General features: G+C 65.6%; 18 protein-coding genes. 1 reads left to right on the top strand and 17 read right to left on the bottom strand.

The features are described from left to right. From NLM25_RS15895 to NLM25_RS15885, 3 genes are all read right to left on the bottom strand, one after another. Positions 1-894: an ABC transporter permease gene (locus tag NLM25_RS15895; protein WP_254137561.1), complete on the bottom strand. Its 894-nt coding sequence runs from the start codon at positions 892-894 to the stop codon at positions 1-3. Continuing rightward, positions 891-1,841: an ABC transporter permease gene (locus NLM25_RS15890; RefSeq protein WP_254117846.1), complete on the bottom strand. Its 951-nt coding sequence runs from the start codon at positions 1,839-1,841 to the stop codon at positions 891-893. Before NLM25_RS15890 ends, NLM25_RS15895 begins: the two co-directional genes overlap by 4 nt. Before the next feature lie 84 nt (positions 1,842-1,925). Then, a complete protein-coding gene (locus tag NLM25_RS15885; protein WP_254141192.1) occupies positions 1,926-3,347 on the bottom strand; it encodes an amidase in 1,422 nt (473 codons plus the stop codon). Positions 3,348-3,471: 124 nt separating this feature from the next. Between NLM25_RS15885 and NLM25_RS15880 the strand changes: the two genes are divergently transcribed. After that, on the top strand, positions 3,472-4,359 hold the full coding sequence (locus NLM25_RS15880; protein ID WP_254137560.1) for a LysR family transcriptional regulator: 888 nt from the start codon (positions 3,472-3,474) through the stop codon (positions 4,357-4,359). Positions 4,360-4,366: 7 nt separating this feature from the next. Here NLM25_RS15880 and NLM25_RS15875 read toward each other — a convergent pair whose 3' ends face one another. From NLM25_RS15875 to NLM25_RS15810, 14 genes are all read right to left on the bottom strand, one after another. After that, positions 4,367-5,302, bottom strand: coding sequence for a carbohydrate kinase (locus tag NLM25_RS15875; RefSeq protein WP_254137559.1), 936 nt, complete (start codon positions 5,300-5,302; stop codon positions 4,367-4,369). Positions 5,303-5,307: 5 nt separating this feature from the next. Then, a complete protein-coding gene (locus tag NLM25_RS15870; protein WP_254137558.1) occupies positions 5,308-6,954 on the bottom strand; it encodes an FGGY-family carbohydrate kinase in 1,647 nt (548 codons plus the stop codon). A gap of 39 nt (positions 6,955-6,993) precedes the next feature. Continuing rightward, complete coding sequence (locus NLM25_RS15865) at positions 6,994-7,767, bottom strand: SDR family NAD(P)-dependent oxidoreductase (protein WP_254137557.1); 774 nt, start codon at positions 7,765-7,767, stop codon at positions 6,994-6,996. 31 nt (positions 7,768-7,798) lie between these two features. Next, positions 7,799-8,806: an ABC transporter ATP-binding protein gene (locus tag NLM25_RS15860; protein WP_254117841.1), complete on the bottom strand. Its 1,008-nt coding sequence runs from the start codon at positions 8,804-8,806 to the stop codon at positions 7,799-7,801. 10 nt (positions 8,807-8,816) lie between these two features. Then, a complete protein-coding gene (locus tag NLM25_RS15855) occupies positions 8,817-9,647 on the bottom strand; it encodes a carbohydrate ABC transporter permease (protein ID WP_254137556.1) in 831 nt (276 codons plus the stop codon). Positions 9,648-9,650: 3 nt separating this feature from the next. After that, positions 9,651-10,523, bottom strand: a complete 873-nt coding sequence (locus NLM25_RS15850; protein WP_254117839.1) for a carbohydrate ABC transporter permease — start codon at positions 10,521-10,523, stop codon at positions 9,651-9,653. Between the two features lie 93 nt (positions 10,524-10,616). Then, entirely contained in the window at positions 10,617-11,930 is a 1,314-nt protein-coding gene (locus NLM25_RS15845) for an extracellular solute-binding protein (RefSeq protein WP_254137555.1), read from the bottom strand. A 343-nt stretch (positions 11,931-12,273) separates the two neighbouring features. Continuing rightward, on the bottom strand, positions 12,274-13,224 hold the full coding sequence (locus NLM25_RS15840; RefSeq protein ID WP_254141191.1) for a sugar-binding transcriptional regulator: 951 nt from the start codon (positions 13,222-13,224) through the stop codon (positions 12,274-12,276). Between the two features lie 8 nt (positions 13,225-13,232). After that, a complete protein-coding gene (locus tag NLM25_RS15835; RefSeq protein WP_254137554.1) occupies positions 13,233-13,898 on the bottom strand; it encodes an HAD family hydrolase in 666 nt (221 codons plus the stop codon). 74 nt (positions 13,899-13,972) lie between these two features. After that, the gene (locus NLM25_RS15830) at positions 13,973-15,892 is read right to left on the bottom strand and encodes a nitric oxide reductase activation protein NorD (protein WP_254137553.1); all 1,920 of its coding nucleotides are present in this window, start codon (positions 15,890-15,892) and stop codon (positions 13,973-13,975) included. A gap of 10 nt (positions 15,893-15,902) precedes the next feature. Further along, positions 15,903-16,715: a CbbQ/NirQ/NorQ/GpvN family protein gene (locus NLM25_RS15825; RefSeq protein WP_254137552.1), complete on the bottom strand. Its 813-nt coding sequence runs from the start codon at positions 16,713-16,715 to the stop codon at positions 15,903-15,905. Positions 16,716-16,774: 59 nt separating this feature from the next. Continuing rightward, positions 16,775-18,121 (bottom strand): cbb3-type cytochrome c oxidase subunit I, encoded by a 1,347-nt coding sequence (locus tag NLM25_RS15820; RefSeq protein ID WP_254137551.1) that lies wholly within the window; start codon positions 18,119-18,121, stop codon positions 16,775-16,777. A 39-nt stretch (positions 18,122-18,160) separates the two neighbouring features. Then, positions 18,161-18,613, bottom strand: a complete 453-nt coding sequence (locus tag NLM25_RS15815; protein WP_085399418.1) for a cytochrome c — start codon at positions 18,611-18,613, stop codon at positions 18,161-18,163. A gap of 111 nt (positions 18,614-18,724) precedes the next feature. Then, the gene (locus NLM25_RS15810) at positions 18,725-18,985 is read right to left on the bottom strand and encodes a cytochrome C oxidase subunit IV family protein (protein WP_254137550.1); all 261 of its coding nucleotides are present in this window, start codon (positions 18,983-18,985) and stop codon (positions 18,725-18,727) included.

Here is an 18,985-nt window from a genome sequence, read left to right as displayed (position 1 = left end):
TCACCGCTCCCGCGCCAGGCGCGGATCGAGCAGATCGCGCAATCCGTCGCCAAGCAGATTGAGCCCGAGCACCGCGATCGCGATCGCCGCGCCCGGATAGACCGCGAGCATCGGCGACTGGAACAGCAGCGTCTGCGCATCGTTCAGCATGCGCCCCCAGGACGGCTGCGGAGGCTGCGTGCCGAGGCCGAGATAGGACAGCGCGGCCTCCGCGAGAATGGCGAGCGCGAACTGGATGGTGACCTGCACGATCAGGATCGACAGGATGTTGGGCAGGACATGCTCGATGGTGATGCGGAAGGCGCCCTTCCCCGAGGCGCGCGCCGCCAGCACGAATTCGCGCGCCCAGATCGCGTTGGCCGAGCCGCGCGTCAGCCGCGTCAGCGTCGGGATCTGGAAGATGCCGATCGCGACGATCGAGGTCACCATGCCCGGCCCCACGACCGCGGCGAGCATGATCGCGGACAGCACAGCCGGAAAGGCGAAGGTGAAATCGGAGAAGCGCATGATGATCTCTTCGGTCCAGCCGCGTTTCGCCGACGCGACCAGGCCAAGGCAGACACCGAAGGTGAGACCGATGCTCACGGCGATGATGCCGACCAGAATGGTCGAGCGCGCGCCCGCGAGCAGCAGCGAGACGATGTCGCGTCCGAAGGAATCGGTGCCGAGCCAGTGCGCCGCCGACGGCGGCCGGAGCTTCGAGGCGATGTCGATCTCGTAAGGCGAATACGGCGTCCACACCAGCGAGAGCAGCGCCGAGGCGAGCACCAGCAGGCTCAACGCCCCGCCGAGCACAAAGCTGCGGTGACGCAGCGCGCGGCCCCAGAAGGTGCGGGCCGGCACGCGGCGCGCTGCACCCGGGGCGTCAACCGAAGTGGTCAGTGGCGCGCTCACAAATCGTGGACCTTGATGCGGGGATCGATGAAGGCATAGAGCACGTCGACCACGAAATTGACGATGACGACCATGGTGGCGAGCAGCATCACGCAGTTGCGCACCACGATCAGATCGCGGTTGGCGATCGACTGGAAGATCAGCCGGCCGAGGCCGGGCAGATAGAACACGTTCTCGATCACGATGGTGCCGGCGAGAAGATTGGCGAATTGCAGTCCCATCACGGTCATCACGGGGATCATGGCGTTGCGAAGCACGTGGCTCCACAGCACCTCGCGCTTGCCGAGCCCCTTCGCGCGCGCCGTGCGGACGAAGTCTTCGCGCAGCACTTCCAGGACCGCCGAGCGCGTGACGCGCGCGAGGATCGCGGCCTGCACCACGGCGAGCGAGATCGCCGGCAGCAGCAGCGACTTGATGCCGAGCCAGATGCCGTCCTCCCAGCCGGGAAACCCGCCGGCGGAGAGCCATTGCAGCCGCACCGAGAACAGCAGGACCAGGAGGATCGCGAACCAGAAGTTCGGCAGCGCGATACCCACTTGCGTCAGCGACATCACGCCGACATCGCCGAGCTTGTTGTGATTGGCGGCCGTGTAGATGCCGGCCGAGAGCGCCAGCGTCACCGTGATCGTCATCGACATGATCGCGAGCGGAATGGTCAGGACCAGCCGCTCCGCGATCAGGCCGGCGACCGGCGTGCCGTAGACATAGGAGTTGCCGAGGTCGCCGACGAGGAGGCCCTTGATCCATTGCAAATAGCGAACCGCCAGCGGCTGGTCGAGCCCGAGCTTGACGGTGAGCGCGCGCACCGCATCGGCCGAGGCGTCCGCGCCCATCAGCATCTGAGCGGCATTGCCGGGCAAGGCATCCAGCACCAGGAAAATGATCACGGAGGCGCCGACCAGCGTCGCCAGCAAGGTCAACAGACGTCGGAGGACAAATACGCTCATGCGCGCTCGAATTCACGGCCTACCCGCGGCACGATCAACATGTCCGGGCGCCGGAGGCAAGTCCTTTGCGGCATGTGCCTCACCTCAGCCGGGCCAGCGGGACAGGAGATCGTGCGAGGCCTCGAACAGCGCGCTGACGCGCAGCAAGTCCGCATCGGTGCGGAAGCGGCCGACGAGCTGAAGCGCGATCGGCAGGCCGTCGCGGCCGAAGCCGCAGGGAAGACTGATCGCGGGGTGTCCGGTCATGTTGAACGGCATGGTCCAGGGGAACCAGTGCGGCCGGACGCTGTCGAAGTGCTTGCCGTCGATCTCGATCGTGCCGAACAGGTCCTGGTCGATCGGCAGCGCGGTGCGGGTGAGGGTCGGCATCGCCAACAGGTGCCCGCGCGCAAGCAGGGATTGCACGCGACGGAACAGCGCGGTGCGCGCGAACATCGCCTCCTGATAGGCGACGCCGCTGACCTCGGTGGCGAGCGCAAGCTGCTTGAGGAAGGCCTCGCTCAGCTCGTCCTTGTGCTCGGCCGCGAGTTTTGCAAAGCGCGTGCGCCAGACCGTGTGGTTGATGGCGCGCCAGATCGGCTCGATGTCAAACCCCTCGCCGGAGAACTCTTCGAGCTCGGCACCGAGGCTCGCGAGCCGGTCGAGGCTCGCCTTGAAGCTGGCTGCGACATCCGAAGACACCGGGCGTCCGGGCGGCGACAGGCAGTACAGGATCTTCTGCCCGCGCAGATCGCCGCGCGGCGTGGCCGTCTCGATGAAATCAGGTACGGGCACGCCGATCGACCAGGGATCGCAAGCATCCTCGCCGGCCATCGCCTGCATCATCAGCGCGGTGTCGGCGACGGTGCGCGTCGTCGGCGTGACATAGGTCTGGTTGCCGAAGGCATCGAGCGCCTGGCTGTGCGCGATCACGCCGTTGCTCTGCTTCAGCCCGACCACGCCGTTGCAGGCGGCGGGAATTCGCGTCGAGCCGCCGCCATCGGTCGCAATCGCGAGCGGCGCAATGCCGCTCGCAACGGCAACCGCAGCGCCGCCGCTGGAGCCGCCGGAGGAACGCTCCGCGCTCCAGGCGTTGCGGGTACGACCGAACAGCGGCGAGTCGGTCAGGCATTTGCTGCCGAACTCGGGCGTCGTGGTCTTTCCGATCAGGATAGCACCTTCCGCGCGCAGCCTTGCAACTGCGACGGCATCCTCCATGGGGACATTGTCCTTGTAGGGAACGGCGCCGAAGGTGGTCTTCACGCCCCTGGTGTTGACGATATCCTTGACCGTAACGGGAAGCCCGTGCAGCAGACCGAGCGGCTCGCCGGCCATCACCTTGCGCTCTGCCGCGCGCGCCTCTGCCATCGCCTCGTCGCCACACAGGGTGATGAAGCAGTTCAATTCGCCCTGGAGCGCCTCGGCTCGGGCGAGCACGGCGCTGACGACCTCGACGGGAGAAATCCGCTTCTGCGCGACGAGGCCGCGCAGCTCGGTTGCGGACAGCAGGCAGGGATCGCCGTTCATCGTCACATCACGCTCCGAAGCGGGCCGCCGTTGGCCCAAAGACATTGACAGCGAGAATGACAGTTTTGTTAACTCGCCGTCCAATACGATTTTCGCGAGCAACCCATACGTTTTCGGTATGCCAATGGATCTTCGCCGGCTTCGCTACTTCGTCGCCGTCGCCGAGGCGCGCAGCGTCGGCAAGGCCGCCGAGCGCTTGCGCATGGCGCAACCGCCGCTCTCGGTGCAGATCCGCAAGCTCGAAGCCGAGGTCGGCGCCCCGCTGTTCCGCCGCGGCACGCGCGGCATGGACCTGACCGAGGCGGGCCAGGCCCTGCTGGCGCGCGCGGGCGAGGCGCTGGCGCTGGCGGCCGACGGCATCGAAGCCGCGCGCGCGGTTGCGGCCGGGAGCCGCGGCCGGATCTCGGTCGGCTACATGTTCGTGCTGGCGAATGCGATACTGCCGCGCCTCATCCCCGAGCTGCGCCGCTCGGTTCCCGGCGTCGACCTCGAATTCGCCGAGCTCAGCGCCTCGACACGCGAGGCCCGGGTGCTCGATCGCAGCGTCACGGTCGCGCTGTGCATGCCGGCCATCAACCATCCCGAGATCCAGGTGGCGCGGATCGGTGCGCAGCGCTTCATGCTCGCCATGCCGATCCGCTCGCCACTCGCCCGCCTGAGCTCCGTGCCGATGGCCCGGTTGCACGGCCGCCCGCTGATCGCGCTCCCTCATCCGGACCATGGCCCCGCATCGTCCGCCGTGGTCCCCCTGCTGCGCCGGCACCAGGTGGTGATGCCGATCGCGAGCCGGGTGGAGACGGTGCATTCGGCGATGAGCCTCGTTCTCGCGGGCGAAGGCCTCGCCATCCTGCCGGCCTGCGCACAGCTCGGCGCGCCGCGCGGCATCGCGTTCAGGCCGCTGCGCGACGCCACCGACTCGCTCGACATCGCGGTCTGCTGGCGGCGGGATTCCCAGAGCCCACTGATCGGAACCTTCATCAAATGCGCCGAGAAGGCCGTTGCACGGATGTGAGGCGGCGCTACAGGCTCGAACTGATCTCGTGGCTCCAGGGCGGATCGGCGCCCGGGCGGGTGCAAGTCAGGCCGGCGCAGTTGGCAGCAAAGGACAGCGCGCGGCGGAGTTCGTCGGCCGTGATATCCTTCAGTGCTTGCCGGGCGATGCGGCCCTGCTTGTACAGGGCGAATAGCAGCGCCGCCTGAAAACTGTCACCGGCGCCGATGGTGTCGGCAACTTCCACCTCCGGCGCGGTGACTTCGATCTGCCCTGCGCCCGCATGCCAGGCGACGGCGCCATGGTTGCCGCGGGTGATGACGACGAGACTCGCGCCCTGCCCGAGCAGCGCTTTCGCGCGTTGCTGATAAGGCTCATCGCCGAAGAGATAAGCGAAGTCCACATCCGACATCTTGATGAGATCGGCGCTGGCAGCGAACCCGGCGATCCGCGCCAGATAAGCCGGCTTGTCTTGGACCAGATTGGGCCGGCAGTTCGGATCGAAGGAGATCGTCGATGCGGCCCGCGCGTCCGTAATCAACGCCTTCGTCTCGGCCGCGCCCTGGTCGTTGACCAGGGTGGTCGAACCGACATGAACGGCTTCGACATTCGCGAATGGAATAGTGCCGCGCCGATAGGTCCAGTTTCGCGTCGCGGTCTCGGCGTCATAGAAGGCATAATGCGACTCGCCCGCGACGATGCGGACGAAGGCAAGCGTGGTCTGGTGATCACTGCGGGTGGCTAGGCCGAGCTCGACATGCGATGCGGCGGCGTGATCCGCGATCATGCGCCCGAACAGATCGGTCGAGATGCCGCCGACAAAACCGGTCGGCGCGCCCAGCCGCGCCATGCCGATCGCGACGTTGAGGCAGGAGCCGCCGACCGCCGGCATCACCGCTTCGCGCCCGTCGGCGTTCCGCGTCGGCACGAAATCGATCAGCGCATCGCCGCAAGATATCAGCATTCGTTTCAACCTCCGGCGACGTCGCGCATCGCCGCTCGGCTGCCGCGATCGACATCGCGCAGCAGCCTGTACACGTTGCGCTTGCGAACATGAAACGCGGCCATGTCCGGCGCGGTCGGCTCGCTCTTCCGTCCCAGCGCGGACATCTTTGCCATGGTCTCGCCGATCGAGGCATAGGCGCCGCCGGCCACCGCGCCAAGCATCGCGGCGCCCAGCAACACGGGTTCTTTCGTTTGCGGCAGCGCGACTGTGAGACCCGTGGTGTCCGCCATGATCTGCCGCACCAGCGGGCTTCGGCTGGCGCCGCCGCCCATGATCATGATGCTGGAATGGACGCCATGCGCGGCAAAGGCCTCGATCACCTCGGCGAGCCCATAGGCGAGACCGCAGAGGCCGGCGACGAACAGCCGCTCCATCGAACTGACGTCGGTGTCGAGATCGAGGCCCGCGATCACCGCGCGGGTGTCAGGATCGGCGTAAGGCGAGCGGTTGCCGATGAATTCGGGAAGCACATGGACGTCGCGGGCGAGCAGCGCGGCACGGCTGGCGTTACCGGCGCGCGCGATGATGCGGCGCTCGAGGTACTCGATGAGGTCGACGCCCTCGCTGCGCGCCGCCGCGTTCGCTTCGGCATGGCCCGGATGCGACTTGAGCAGATGATCGATCGCGGCGCCGGCGGCGGACTGGCCACCCTCGTTGAGCCAGACATCCGGCACCATGCCGGAATAATATGGGCCCCACACGCCCGGCACGAAGCACGGCTCCTTCGTCGTCGCCATGATGCAGGCCGACGTCCCCATGATGTAGGCGAGGCGATCGGAAACATCGGTTGCGCCGTCCGATCCGTCGCGACCGCCGATCGCGCCGATGCCGCCGGCATGCGCATCGATCAGGGACGCGCCCACCGGTGTACCCGGTGACAGGCCGAGCTCGGCCGCCGCTGCACGGGTGAGGCCGGCACTGAGCCGCGTGCCCGGCGCGACGATCTCGGTTCCGATGCGGCCGTATTTCTCGGCGACGAAGTCGGACAGGCCAATGCGCTGGAAGAACGGCGCGCTCCAGCCGCCGCCGTCATGCGCGAGGTAGTTCCATTTGCAGGTGACCGTGCAGGTGGAGCGCTGGAGCGAGCCGGTCGCACGCCAGGTCAGATAATCTGCCAGATCGAAGAAATGACCGGCGTCATCGAAGCTCGCACGCATGTGCCGCTTCAGCCATAGCAGTTTCGGCATCTCCATCTCGGGCGAGATCGAGCCGCCGACATAGCGCAGCACAGCATCACCGGTCTCGTTGATCAGCCGCGCCTCGGCCGTGGCACGGTGGTCCATCCAGACGATGACGTTGCGCTGCTTGTCGCCGGAGGCGCTGACGGTGACGGGTTCACCTTGCCGGTCGAGGACGACCAGCGAACAGGTGGCGTCGAAACCGATGCCGCCGACGCCGTCGGGCGCGATGGCAGCTTCCGCCATCGCCGCGCGCACCGATTTGGCGCAGGCCTCCCAGATGTCCGAGGACGACTGCTCGACGATGTCGCCCGCCTCGTGCCAGATCCGGATCGGATGCTTGGCGGTGGCAAGGAGGGTGCCGGCCTCGTCAAACACCCCTGCCCGCGTGCTCGTGGTCCCCACATCGACGCCGATATACGCTCGCGGCATTGTCGCTCCCGGTCGCTTTCCGTCAGTTTTGACGCAAGCCTACCAGCAAGTGTAGCCGCCATCCACCAGCACGATGCTGCCGGTCATCAGGCTCGCGGCCTCGGAAGCGAGGAACAGCACGACCGAAGCGATTTCCTCGACCTGCCCCATCCGCGCCATTGGGGTTCCACCGATCCAGGCGTCGTACATCTTGGCGTTGCTCTTCACGAACGCATTGAGCGGCGTCTCGATATAGGTCGGCGCCACCGCATTGACGCGGATGCCGCGCGCGCCCCATTCGGCGGCAAGCGATTTTGTGAGATGGTGCACACCGGCCTTCGAGGCGTTGTAGAAACACTGTTCCTGCGGCTTGTTGACGATGAAGCCGGACATCGAACCGACATTGACGATGGCGCCGCTCTTCGCCTTCAGCATGTGCTTGCCGAACTCGCGGCAGCACCAGAAGGTGCCGTTGAGGTTGACGTCGATGACGTTGAGCCAGTGCTCGTCGGTGACGGTCTCGGCCGGCGTCTCGCTACGGGCAATGCCGGCATTGTTGACGAGGATGTCGACCTTGCCGTGGCGGGCGACGAGGTCGTTGGCGACCTCCGCCACGCGCTTGGTGTCGGTGACGTCCATGATCGCGGTCTCGATGTCATAACCCTTCGCCTTCAAGTCGGCTTTCGCGTCATTGGCGACCTTGCTGTCGCGGTCGCCGATGATGACCTTTGCGCCGGCTTCGGCCAGCGCTTCGGCGCAGCCAAGGCCGATGCCCTGCCCCCCGCCGGTGATGAACGCGGTCTTGCCGTTCAGCTTGAATTTTTCCAGGTACATGGTGGTCTTTCCGTTTTCTTGCCGTTTCTTGTCAGCCTCGAAGCGCGTTGCCGCTCTGGTCGAAGCGGTGAATGCGTGCGGGGTCCGGCACCAGCGACACGCGATCGCCGGCATGCAGGCTCAACTCGCCGATGTAGCGTGCCGTCAGCATGCCGAGTGGCCCGGCATCGACATAAAGGAAGGTGTCGCTGCCGAGGTGCTCGGCCACCGAAATCGTTCCCTGCCAGCCGCCGGCACCATCGCGCTCGATCTTCAAATGCTCCGGACGCACGCCGATCGTCGCCGCGCCCTTCTGCAATGCCGGCTCGCCGGTGACGAAGTTCATCTTGGGCGAGCCGATGAAGCCGGCGACGAAGAGATTGGCGGGCCGTTCATAGAGCTCCAGCGGCGAGCCATATTGCTCGATCTTGCCGCCATTGAGCACGACGATCTTGTCGGCCATGGTCATGGCCTCGACCTGGTCGTGGGTGACGTAGATCGCGGTGGTGCCGAGCTGCTTCTGGAGTCGCGTCACCTCGATGCGCATCTGCACGCGCAGCGCCGCGTCGAGGTTGGACAGCGGCTCGTCAAACAGAAACGCCTTGGGCTCGCGCACGATGGCGCGGCCGATCGCGACGCGCTGGCGCTGGCCGCCGGACAGCTCGCGCGGCTTGCGGTCGAGATAGGGCGTGAGATTGAGCGTCGCGGCAGCAGCCTCGACCTTCCGGTTGGTTTCGTCCCTGGAAAGGCCCGCCATCTTCAGGCCAAAACCGATATTGCCGCGCACGCTCATGTGCGGATAGAGCGCGTAGGACTGGAACACCATGGAGAGCCCGCGCTTGGCGGGCGGCGTGTCGACGACGTTCTTGCCGTCGATCAGGATCTTGCCGCCGGAGACGTCCTCGAGCCCGGCGATCAGCCGTAGCAGCGTGGTCTTGCCGCAGCCCGAGGGTCCGACGAACACCACGAAGGAGCCATCGGCGATCTCGAGGTCGGCGCCCTTGATGATGTGCACGGGGCCGAAGGATTTCTGCACGCCCTGAAGTGTGATCTGACCCATGGCAGCCCCTCTACTTCACCGCGCCAAAGGTGAGCCCGCGCACGAGCTGCTTCTGGCTGAACCAACCGAGGACGAGAATGGGCGCGATTGCCAGCGTCGAGGCCGCCGACAGCTTGGCCCAGAACAGCCCTTCCGGGCTCGAATAGGAGGCGATGAAGGTCGTGAGCGGCGCGGCGTTCGAGGTCGACAGATTGAGCGTCCAGAACGCCTCGTTCCAGGCGAGGATGAGATTCAGCAGCAAGGTCGAGGCCAGCCCCGGGATCGCCATCGGCGTCAGCACATAGACGAGCTCGCGGCCGATGGTGGCGCCGTCCATGCGCGCGGCTTCGAGGATGTCGCGCGGGATTTCCTTGAAATAGGTGAACAGCATCCAGATCACGATCGGCAGATTGCCGAGACACAGGATGAAGACGAGGCCGATGCGGGAATCGAGCAGGCCGAAGGTCTTGAAGATCAGGTAGATCGGCACCAGCACGCCGACCGGCGGCATCATCTTGGTCGAGAGCATCCAGAGCAGGATGTCCTTGGTACGCTTGGTCGGCGAGAATGCCATCGACCACGCCGCGGGAATGGCGATCAGCAGCGCAATGAGAGTCGAACCGCCGGCGATGATGATCGAGTTCATCGCGTGATGGAAGTAATCGCTACGCTCCTGCACGGTCGCGTAGTTTTCCGTGGTCCAGTGGAAGAACAGGAAGGACGGCGGCACGGCGAAGGCCTCGAGCTCGGTCTTGAAGCTCGCCAGCACCATCCAGAGGATCGGGAAGAAAATCAGGAAGCCGAAGAACCACGCCCCGATCGTCGAGACCACCACCCGCCTTGTCGTCGCCATCCGCGCCATGCTTCAAGCCTCCAGATTGCGGCCGACGATGCGGACGAGGAAGAAGGCGACGATGTTGGCGATCACCACCGCCACGAGCCCGCCTGCGGAGGCGCTGCCGACGTCGAACTGGATCAGCGCCTGCGAATAGATCAGGAAGGCGATGTTGGTGGTCTGCAGCCCCGGCCCTCCGCCGGTGGTGACGAAGATCTCGGCAAACACGGTGAGCAAGAAGATGGTCTCGATCAGGATCACCACCGTGATCGGGCGCGCCAGGTGCGGCAGCGTGATGTAGATGAAGGTCGAGACGGCACTGGCGCCGTCCATCTCGGCGGCTTCCTTCTGCTCCTCGTCGAGCGATTGCAGCGCGGTGAGCAGGATCAGCGTCGCGAACGGCAGCCATTGCCAGGCGACGATCAGGATCACCGCAAACAGCGGCACGTCGTTGAACCAGTCGATCGGCGTCAGGTGGAACAACGAGGCGAGCCAGGCGAACAGGCCGGACACCGGGTGCATGAGCAGGTTCTTCCAGACCAGCGCGCTCACCGTGGGCATCACGAAGAACGGCGCGATCACCATCAGCCGGACGAAATTGCGCCCGATCACGGGCTGGTCCATCAGCAGCGCCAGCGGAATGCCGAGTAGGATCGTCAGCGCCAGCACCGAGCCGACCAGCACCAGCGTGTTCTGGAGCGAGGCGAGGAAGGCGGGATCGGTGAGGAAGTAGCGGAAGTTCTCAAGCCCGACGAACGATTCCGAGCCGGGATCGAGCAGGCTGTAATGCAGGGTCGAGAAATAGATCGTCAGCGCCAGCGGGACGATCATCCAGATGAAGAGCAGCCCGACCGCAGGCGTCAGGAGCGAGCGCGCAAGAAGCTGCGTCTGCCGGGTTGCCATCCCTAACTTCTCCGCTTGCGGGAAGAAGGCGGCCATCCATCCGGGGCTGGGGTGGTGGATGGCCGCAAGTTTGAGCTCAGGGAGAGCTCGGGTTCACTTGATGTAGCCGGCGCGCTTCATCTCGCGCTCGGTAGCGGACTGCGCCGCAGTGAGCGCGGCATCGACCGTCATCGATCCCGCGAGCGCCGCGGAGAATTGCTGGCCCACCTGCGTGCCGATGCCCTGGAATTCGGGGATCGCCGCGTATTGCACACCGACGTACGGCACCGGCTTCACGGTGGGCTTGTTCGGATCGGCAGCATCAATCGAAGCCAGCGTCAGCTTCGCGAACGGCGCGACCTTCAGATAGTCCTCGTTCTGGTAGAGCGAGGTGCGCGTGCCGGGCGGCACATTGGCCCAGCCCTCCTTCGACGCCACGAGTTTTGTGTAGTCCTTGCTCGTCGCCCAGGCGATGAACTTCTCGGCCGCTTCCGTCTTCTTGGAGCCGGCGGGGATCGCCAGATTCCAGGCCCACAGCCAGTTGGCGTTCTTGCCGAGCCCCGTGTTGGGCGCGAGCGCAAAACCGACCTTGTCGGCGACCTTGGAGTCCTTGGGATTGGTCACGAAGGACGCCGCGACCGTGGCATCGATCCACATGCCGCACTTGCCGGCGTTGAACAGCGCGAGGTTCTCGTTGAAGCCGTTGGAGCTCGCGCCGGGAGGGCCGGCCTCCTTCATCAGATTGACGTAGGTCGTGAGCGTCGTCTTCCATTCCGGCGTGTTGAACTGCGGCTCCCACTTCTCGTCGAACCAGCGCGCGCCGTAGGAATTGGCCATGGCCGAAAGGAAGGCCATGTTCTCGCCCCAGCCGGCCTTGCCGCGCAGGCAGATGCCGTACACGCCCGCGCTCTTGTCGGTGAGCTTCTTGGCCGCGTCGATGATGAATTCCCAGGTCGGCTTCTCCGGCATTTTCAGGCCGGCCTTCTCGAACAGATCGGTGCGATACATCACCATCGAGCTCTCGCCATAGAACGGCGCGGCATAGAGCTTGCCGTCGACCGAGACGGCGTCCTTGATCTTCGGCAGCAGGTCGGCGACGTCGTAATCGGCGCCGAGATTGGCAAGCGGCACCAGCCAGCCCTTCTTGGCCCAGATCGGCACCTCATAGGTGCCGATGGTCAAAACGTCGAACTGACCGCCCTTGGTGGCGATGTCGGTGGTGACGCGCTGGCGCAGCACGTTCTCCTCCAGCGTCACCCATTTCACGGTGATGTCTGGATTCTTCTTGGTGAATTCGCTGGTGAGCCCCTGCATGCGGATCATGTCACCGTTGTTGACGGTGGCGATCGTCAGGGTCGTTTCGGCCATCGCGGGGACGGCCAGCAACAGGCAAGACGCGCCGCAGACGGCGCCGAGGACGTGTTTCACGGTGACCTCCCTAAGGCTCGCGCTTTTGAGCATATGCCCACGCGTTGAGCGTATGTTCAACTCAAGGCCTGGGATTGTCAAGCAGTCGCGCGCGCGTTCCCGCAACTTATGAGTGCTGCGGTGCGGGAGTGGATGAGAGGTCGCAGCCCCGCCCAAGCTGTCATGCCCCGCCACCGGGTCTCGCCTTCGGCGAGCCCGATGACAGGCTCAGGCGGGGCATCCAGTACTCCGTGTCGTCTATTGGTTTGCCCCAAGTGAAGCCGCGGCGTACTGGATCGTCCGCCCCGGTGCGCAATTGCGCACGAGGCGGACGATGACAGCGGGGCAAGTGGCGAGCTCGCCCCTACCGTTCCAGAATCGCCCTTGCCGTCGCCTCGTCCGTGATCAGGCCGTTGATCAGGTGCCCGTTCAGTGCAGCCGCGATCGCCGACACCTTGGCCGCACCGACCGCGGCGCCGATCGTCGTGGTCTTGGCCGGTACTTCCGGCGGGATGCTGGTGAGGCGCTTGTTGGTGCCGGCCTTGAGCAGGCGGCCCTTGGAATCATAGGCCCAGCCGGTGATCTCGCCGATCGCCCCCTGCCGCATCATCTCGAACAATTCGTCGCGGGTGACGAATCCGTCGACATGGATCTGCGCCTTCTGGTCCATCTGGCCGATGCCGACGAGGCGCAAGTCCGCCTTCACCGCGACCGCCTTCACCTTTGCGATCGGCTCGATGCGCACCATCTTGTTGCGCTCGTCCTCCGACGACATCAGGAACGGCAGCGGCATCGGGTAGTGCCGCGCGCCGGTGCGGTCGGCGAGCCGGCCGACGGTATCGTAGAAGCTCGCCGAGCCGTCGGCGGAGATGTTGCCGACCAGCGAAACGATCTGGTGGTTGGGCCGGTCGATCGGCGTGACGCGCTCGACGGCGGCGCGTACCGCCCGCCCCGTGCCGAGCGCGACGATGACCGGCGTCTCCGAGCGGAGCGTCGAATCCAGCAGGTTGGCGCAGCGTTCGGCGATGCCCGCTGTGGCCTGCGGCGCCGCCGGATCGGCCGGCACAACCTCGCAATGGACCAGATTGAACCGCTCCTTCAACCGCGCAGCAAGTTCCATGCAGGCGGCGATGGGATGCTCGAGCCGGAAGGTGATGAGACGCTCGGCGAGGCACAGCGAGACCAGCCGCTGCGCGGAGGCCCGCGAGACCTGGAGCATCTTTGCGATCTCGTCCTGGGTGTGACCGGCTATGAAATAGAGCCAGCCGGCCCGCGCGGCATCGTCGAGTCTCGATTTTTCGTTCTCGGCGGCCATGGCAGGCGTCACGCCTCCTTCCAGAAATCGCTCATCTGCGCGAAGACCCGATCGGCCCCGGCTTCGGACAATATAGCCCGCCCGTCGCGCCGGCGATAATGGCTGCCACCGACAAATCCCCAGACGGTCATGCCGGCAGCCTTCGCGGCCAGCACACCACTGACGCTGTCCTCGATCACCAGCGTGCGCGCGGGCTGCGCGCCCATTTTCTCCGCCGCGTGGAGAAAGAGATCCGGCGCGGGCTTGCCGCGCGTGACCATCTGCGCCGTGTAGATCCGGTCGCCGAAATGCGGCATGAGGCCGGTCACCCTCAGCGACAGCGCGACGCGGTCGAGATCACTCGACGAGGCCACGCAATTGGGCACACGCAGGCCGGACAACAAGGTATCGATATCTGGAATCGGGTGGAGCGCCTTCTCGAAGGCGGCCAGCACCCGCGACTTCAGCCGGACGGGAAAGTCGACCGGCACTGCCTGGCCGAGCTCACGATAATGCTGCGTGATCGCGCTGGTGCTGCGTCCGAGAAAGAGTTCCAGCGCCTCTACAAGTGTCAGCGATATCCCAAATCCGGACAGCTCGTCCGACAGGCACTGGCAGCTCAGCAGCTCGCTGTCGACGAGCACGCCGTCGCAGTCGAAGATGACAAGATCGGGCCTTTGCCGGCTTTGGTCCATCCGGCCATTCGATCATATACCCATTCATTGAGCAATAGTTCACCGGCGAAGACGCGCGGCGGATCCTCTCTGGTTCAATGGGCCACCTGCCGATAGATCGCCGGCAGCGCAGCAGGCAACCGGCGGATATTGCCGACGATGGCGTAGCCGCTGCGGCCGAACAGCGTCGGAAAATAGGATTGCGCGGCGACATCGACCGTCACGCCGAAGACCGCGATGCCGAGCCGGCGCGCTTCCTGCACGGCTTTCCGCGTGTCTTCGACCGCGAAGCGTCCCTCGTAATGGTCGACATCGTTCGGCTTGCCGTCGGTGAGGACGAGCAGCAGCTTCTTGCGCTGCGGCTGGCGCGCCAGCTCGGCCGCGGCGTGGCGCACCGCCGCGCCGATCCGCGTGTAGTAGCCAGGCTTCAGTGCGCCGATGCGGCGTTCCACCGCCCCGCTCATCGGCTCGCCGAAAGCCTTGACGGTTTCGAGCCGCACCCAGGAACGCCGGCGCGAGGTGAAGGTGAGGATGCTGTGGTGATCGCCGCAGGCCGACAGCCCATGGGCAAGCACGAGCAGCGCTTCCTTCTCGACGTCGAGCACCCGATAGCCGTCGACCCAGGCGTCCGTCGAGAGCGAGACGTCGACGAGCAGCGTGACGGCAAGATCGTCCCCTCGCGGTCGCATTGCCACATGGACGCGATCGAGACCGCCTCCGCCACTTCCGGCGCGGAGATCGCAGCGCGCACGCACGAGCGCGTCGAGGTCGAGGTCATGACCATCGGCTTGCGCGCGCATCAATTCGTGGCGCGGCCGCAAAATCTCGAAGCGGCGGCGTACCTGGCGGATGTGGCGGCGCATCGTCTCGTCGGGCGCCCAGGTCTCGCCCAGCTCGGGCGCCGCGCCCGCGAGCACGCGGCAATGATCAGGCAGATAGCAGCTGCTGCGGTAGTCCCATTCGGGATAGGTGAGATCGGCATTCAACCGAGAGGCATCGAGCGCTTCCGGCGGCAGATCGAGATCGAATTTGAGCCGGCTCGCCGGCTTGCCGTTGCGGCGACTGAGCGTGATCTCCTCGAGATCATCGGCGGCCTTCTGCGCATCCTCGTCCTCGCTGTCGTCATCCGGGCGGTCGACATTGACCATCTCGGCCATCGCGAGGATCTTCTCGAACCGATTGAGCACGAAGGGATCGCGGCGGTTGGCGCCGTCTTCGCGCTCGCGCACGGCGAAGCGCTTGCGATCATCCTTCGCGGCGGCCTCTGCGCCCGGTGCGCGTTCGTCCTCAGCCGCATGCGCGGGCGAGAGCTCACGCGTCCAGCAGTCACCCCAGAGCGGGCATGCCAGGATCGAATGATAGCCCGGCGGCGCCTTGTCCGGCAGCGGCCCTGTCCCCATCATCGCCGGCCACAGCTTTCCCACCGGCGGCGTATCGGCGCCGAGCAGAGCGAGCACGATCTGCTCCATGTCCTGCTCGATGTGCGGCACCGGGCGGCGCGGCCGCGCCATGGCCGTTTCCGCTGCGAGCCGTGCGTAATCTTCGGCAAGACCGGGACATTCCGTCAGCACAAGCACCGCGATCTCGCTGGCCCGCCGCAGCATCAACAGATCGCGCCGCAACGGATCGGCCTCCGCGATTGCGTCGACCGGTGCAAAAGCAAACCACGCGGCCAGCCAGCGGTACAGCGCAGCATTCAGCCCGCGATCGGCGAAGATCGCGATGCTGTCGGGCAGGAAGATCGTCGCGGCATCGCGCCCCGGTTGCTCCAGGCGCTCGTCGCCGAGCCCGATGCGCTGCCGCCATCCGAGCCGGTGCCCCGCCCGGCGGGCCCCGGCGCTCGCGATCTGCACGCCCGCCTCGCCGCCAAGCGCGCGGAACATGATCGCGATCCGGCTGCGAACTTCCGACAGCGTCACCGCATGCTCGGCATGAACCGGATAGCTCGCGGTGCCGCCGACCAGACGATGCCAGGCGCGACCGACCGTCTCTTCAAGCTCGAGGAAATCGAGCATCGCATCACCCTCAGGAGATCACGGCGCGTGCGACGTCGAGCAGGGCTGCCTTGACGTCGGCGTCATCGGTTAGCGGTTCGATCATGCCGGCCAGCACGGCATCGGCGATCGAGGCTCCGGCGGCAATCAGGGTGGCGCAATAGACGACGAGACGGGTCGAGACGCCCTCCTCCAGATCGTGTCCCTTCAGCGCCCGCAGCCGACCGGCTAGCAGTACCAGCGGCCTGACATAGTCGGGCGCGAGCCCGCTCTCGGCCGCGACCACCGCGATCTCCTGCTCGAGCGGCAGGAACCCGAATTCGATGGCGACGAAGCGCTGCCGCGTCGACGGCTTCAGCGCCTTCAGCAAAGTCTGGTAACCGGGATTGTAGGAGACCACGAGCATGAAGCTCTTCGGCGCAGCCAGCTCCTCGCCGGTGCGCTCCAGCGGCAGGATGCGGCGGTCGTCGGTGAGCGGATGCAGCACCACCGTGACGTCCTTGCGCGCCTCCACCACCTCGTCGAGATAGCAGATGCCGCCTTCGCGCACCGCGCGCGTCAACGGACCGTCGGTCCACACGGTGTCGCCGCCTCTCAGCAGGTAACGGCCGGTGAGATCCGCCGCGGTGAGATCGTCGTGGCAGGCGACGGTATGAAGCGGCAACCCCAGCCGCGCCGCCATGTGGGCGACGAAGCGTGTCTTGCCGCAGCCGGTCGGCCCCTTGAGGAGAACCGGCAACCGATGCCGCCAGGCGTGCTCGAACAGCGCGCATTCGTTGCCGCTCGGAACGTAAGCCGGAAGCTCGGGCGCGGGTGCCGCCAGGGCGTGAAGTGCTGCTGTCATGGTCATTCTCCGGAAATCATTGGGAACGGCGGCCGCGACATGCGCGGCCGCCATCGCGTTTACTCGGCCGGCTGCAGCGCGGCGGGAATGGTTGCCGGCTTCTCGCGACCCGGCACCAGCACCGCCCAGACGAACATCAGCGCAGAGATCGCGACGAACACGCCGGAGCCGAGCCGCACCCAATAGAAGAAGGCAAGCTGGTCCTGCACGTCCATGTAGCTCTGGCCGAGCACGCGCTGGAGATGGACCTGGATCACGCCGGCAAAGGTCAGTGCGAAAGTCATGGTCGTCATCGCCGTGCACATGATCCAGAAGCTGGTCATGCTGAGCCACTGGTTATAGGGCGCACGTCCCTTGATCTGCGGTATCGCATAGGCCATCACCGACAGGTTCAGCATCACATAGGCGCCGAAGAAGGCGAGATGGCCATGCGCGGCGGTGACCTGCGTGCCGTGGGTGTAGTAGTTCACCGAGGACAGCGTGTGCAGGAAGCCCCAGACGCCGGCGCCGAGGAACGCCATCACCGAGCAGCCGACCGACCACAGCAGCGCCGCGCGGTTCGGATGCTTGCGGCCGGCCTTCCATGTCATCTGCACCGTGAAGATCACCATGGTGAAGAACGGCGCGACCTCGAGCGTCGAGAACAGCGAGCCGATCCACTGCCAGTAGCCGGGCGCGCCGATCCAGTAGAAATGGTGGCCGGTGCCGAGAATCCCCGAGAACAGCGCAAGGCCGATGATCACGTAGAGCCACTTCTCGACCACTTCGCGATCGATGCCGTTGAGCTTGATCATGAGATAAGCGAGCACGGAGGCCATGATCAGCTCCCAGACGCCTTCGACCCAGAGATGGACGACGTACCACCAGTACATCTTGTCGACCGCGAGATTGGCCGGGTTGTAGAAGGCGAACAGGAAGAAGATCGCAACGCCCCACAGGCCGAACAACAGGATGTTGGTGACCGTGGTCTTGCGGCCCTTCAGCGCCGTCATGGTGACGTTGAACAGGAACATCAGGCAGACGACGACGATGCCGACCTTGATGATGAAGGGCTGCTCGAGGAACTCACGGCCCTCGTGGTAGTGGAAGAGATAGCCAACCACGGCCACACCCGCCGCGCCGAAGAACATCCAGAACTGGATCTTTGCCAGAAGCGGGCTGTAAAGCTCGGTCTCGGTTTCCTCGGGCAGCAGGAAGTAGGTCGCGCCCATGAAGCCGATCAGCGACCACACGATCAGCGCATTGGTGTGAATCATCCTGACGATGTTGAACGGCAGCAGCACCGACAGCGTGTTGGGCAGGACGTAGATGGTTCCGGCGAGGAGGCCAAACAGGACCTGGGCCAGGAACAGGGTCAGCGCGCCGTAGAAATACAGCATCGCGACTTTCTGGGTCTGATATTTCATCTCGGATTCTCTCTGTCTTGAAAGACGAATGCAGCGAGCTCAGCCAGCCTTGTTCGGCGGCCACTCCTGACGCTTGATCTTGCTGGTCCATTGCAGGAAGTCGGCGAGGTCGTTGAGCTCCTGGTCGGTGAGGTTGAACTGCGGCATCTGCCGCCGGCCCTCCGCGCCCGAGGGCTGCGATTGCATCCAGGCCTTCAGCGTCTCGCGCGCAGCGGCCGGGTCCTCGTTGCCGCCCCAACGATCCCAGACATTGCCGACTTCAGGGGCGAAATAGGCGCCCTCGCCGAGCAGGGTGTGGCAGTTGATGCAGGAGTTCTTCTCCCAGACATGCTTGCCGCGCGCGACCGACGATGTCAGCGTCGTCGCGTCCGTCGAGGTCGTGGCCATGTAATAGTGGCTGTGCGCCGTCAGCCCGATGAAGATGGCGAAGAAAAAGGCCGAGCCGCCGTAGAAGACGTTTCGGGCCGCCGACTTGGTCAGGCGTTCAGCCATTGCCAGTCCTTTCCGTTGTGAATCCAGTCGTGAAGAAGCAGTGATGCTGTATCTTGCCGATTGGGCCGGACGGGTCTTTGTCGGGGCGCAATGAGCGCTGCGTTGGCGTCGTCAGATCAGGGCGATGACGGCGGATGCGAGCCAGGCGAACAGCGCCACGATCAGTATCCACGCGCTGACGAGGCCGCGCCAGAGCGCCGGCGCCGCCCGAAGATCCATGAAGTCGAGCGCAATCCGGCGGCCCTTGATGGCGGCGAAGGTCAGCAATAAAGCGTTGCCGACCAGCGGTCGTGGCATCAGCGGCGGCAGCAGGATGGTCGCCAGCGCGAGGCCGATCAGCACGATCCAGGTGATGTCCAGGCGATCCGGCAT

The organism is Bradyrhizobium sp. CCGB01, assembly GCF_024199795.1.
Lineage (GTDB): Bacteria > Pseudomonadota > Alphaproteobacteria > Rhizobiales > Xanthobacteraceae > Bradyrhizobium.
Note: the sequence above shows the minus strand (reverse complement) of the source record. Positions and strands in the feature narration are given on the sequence as shown.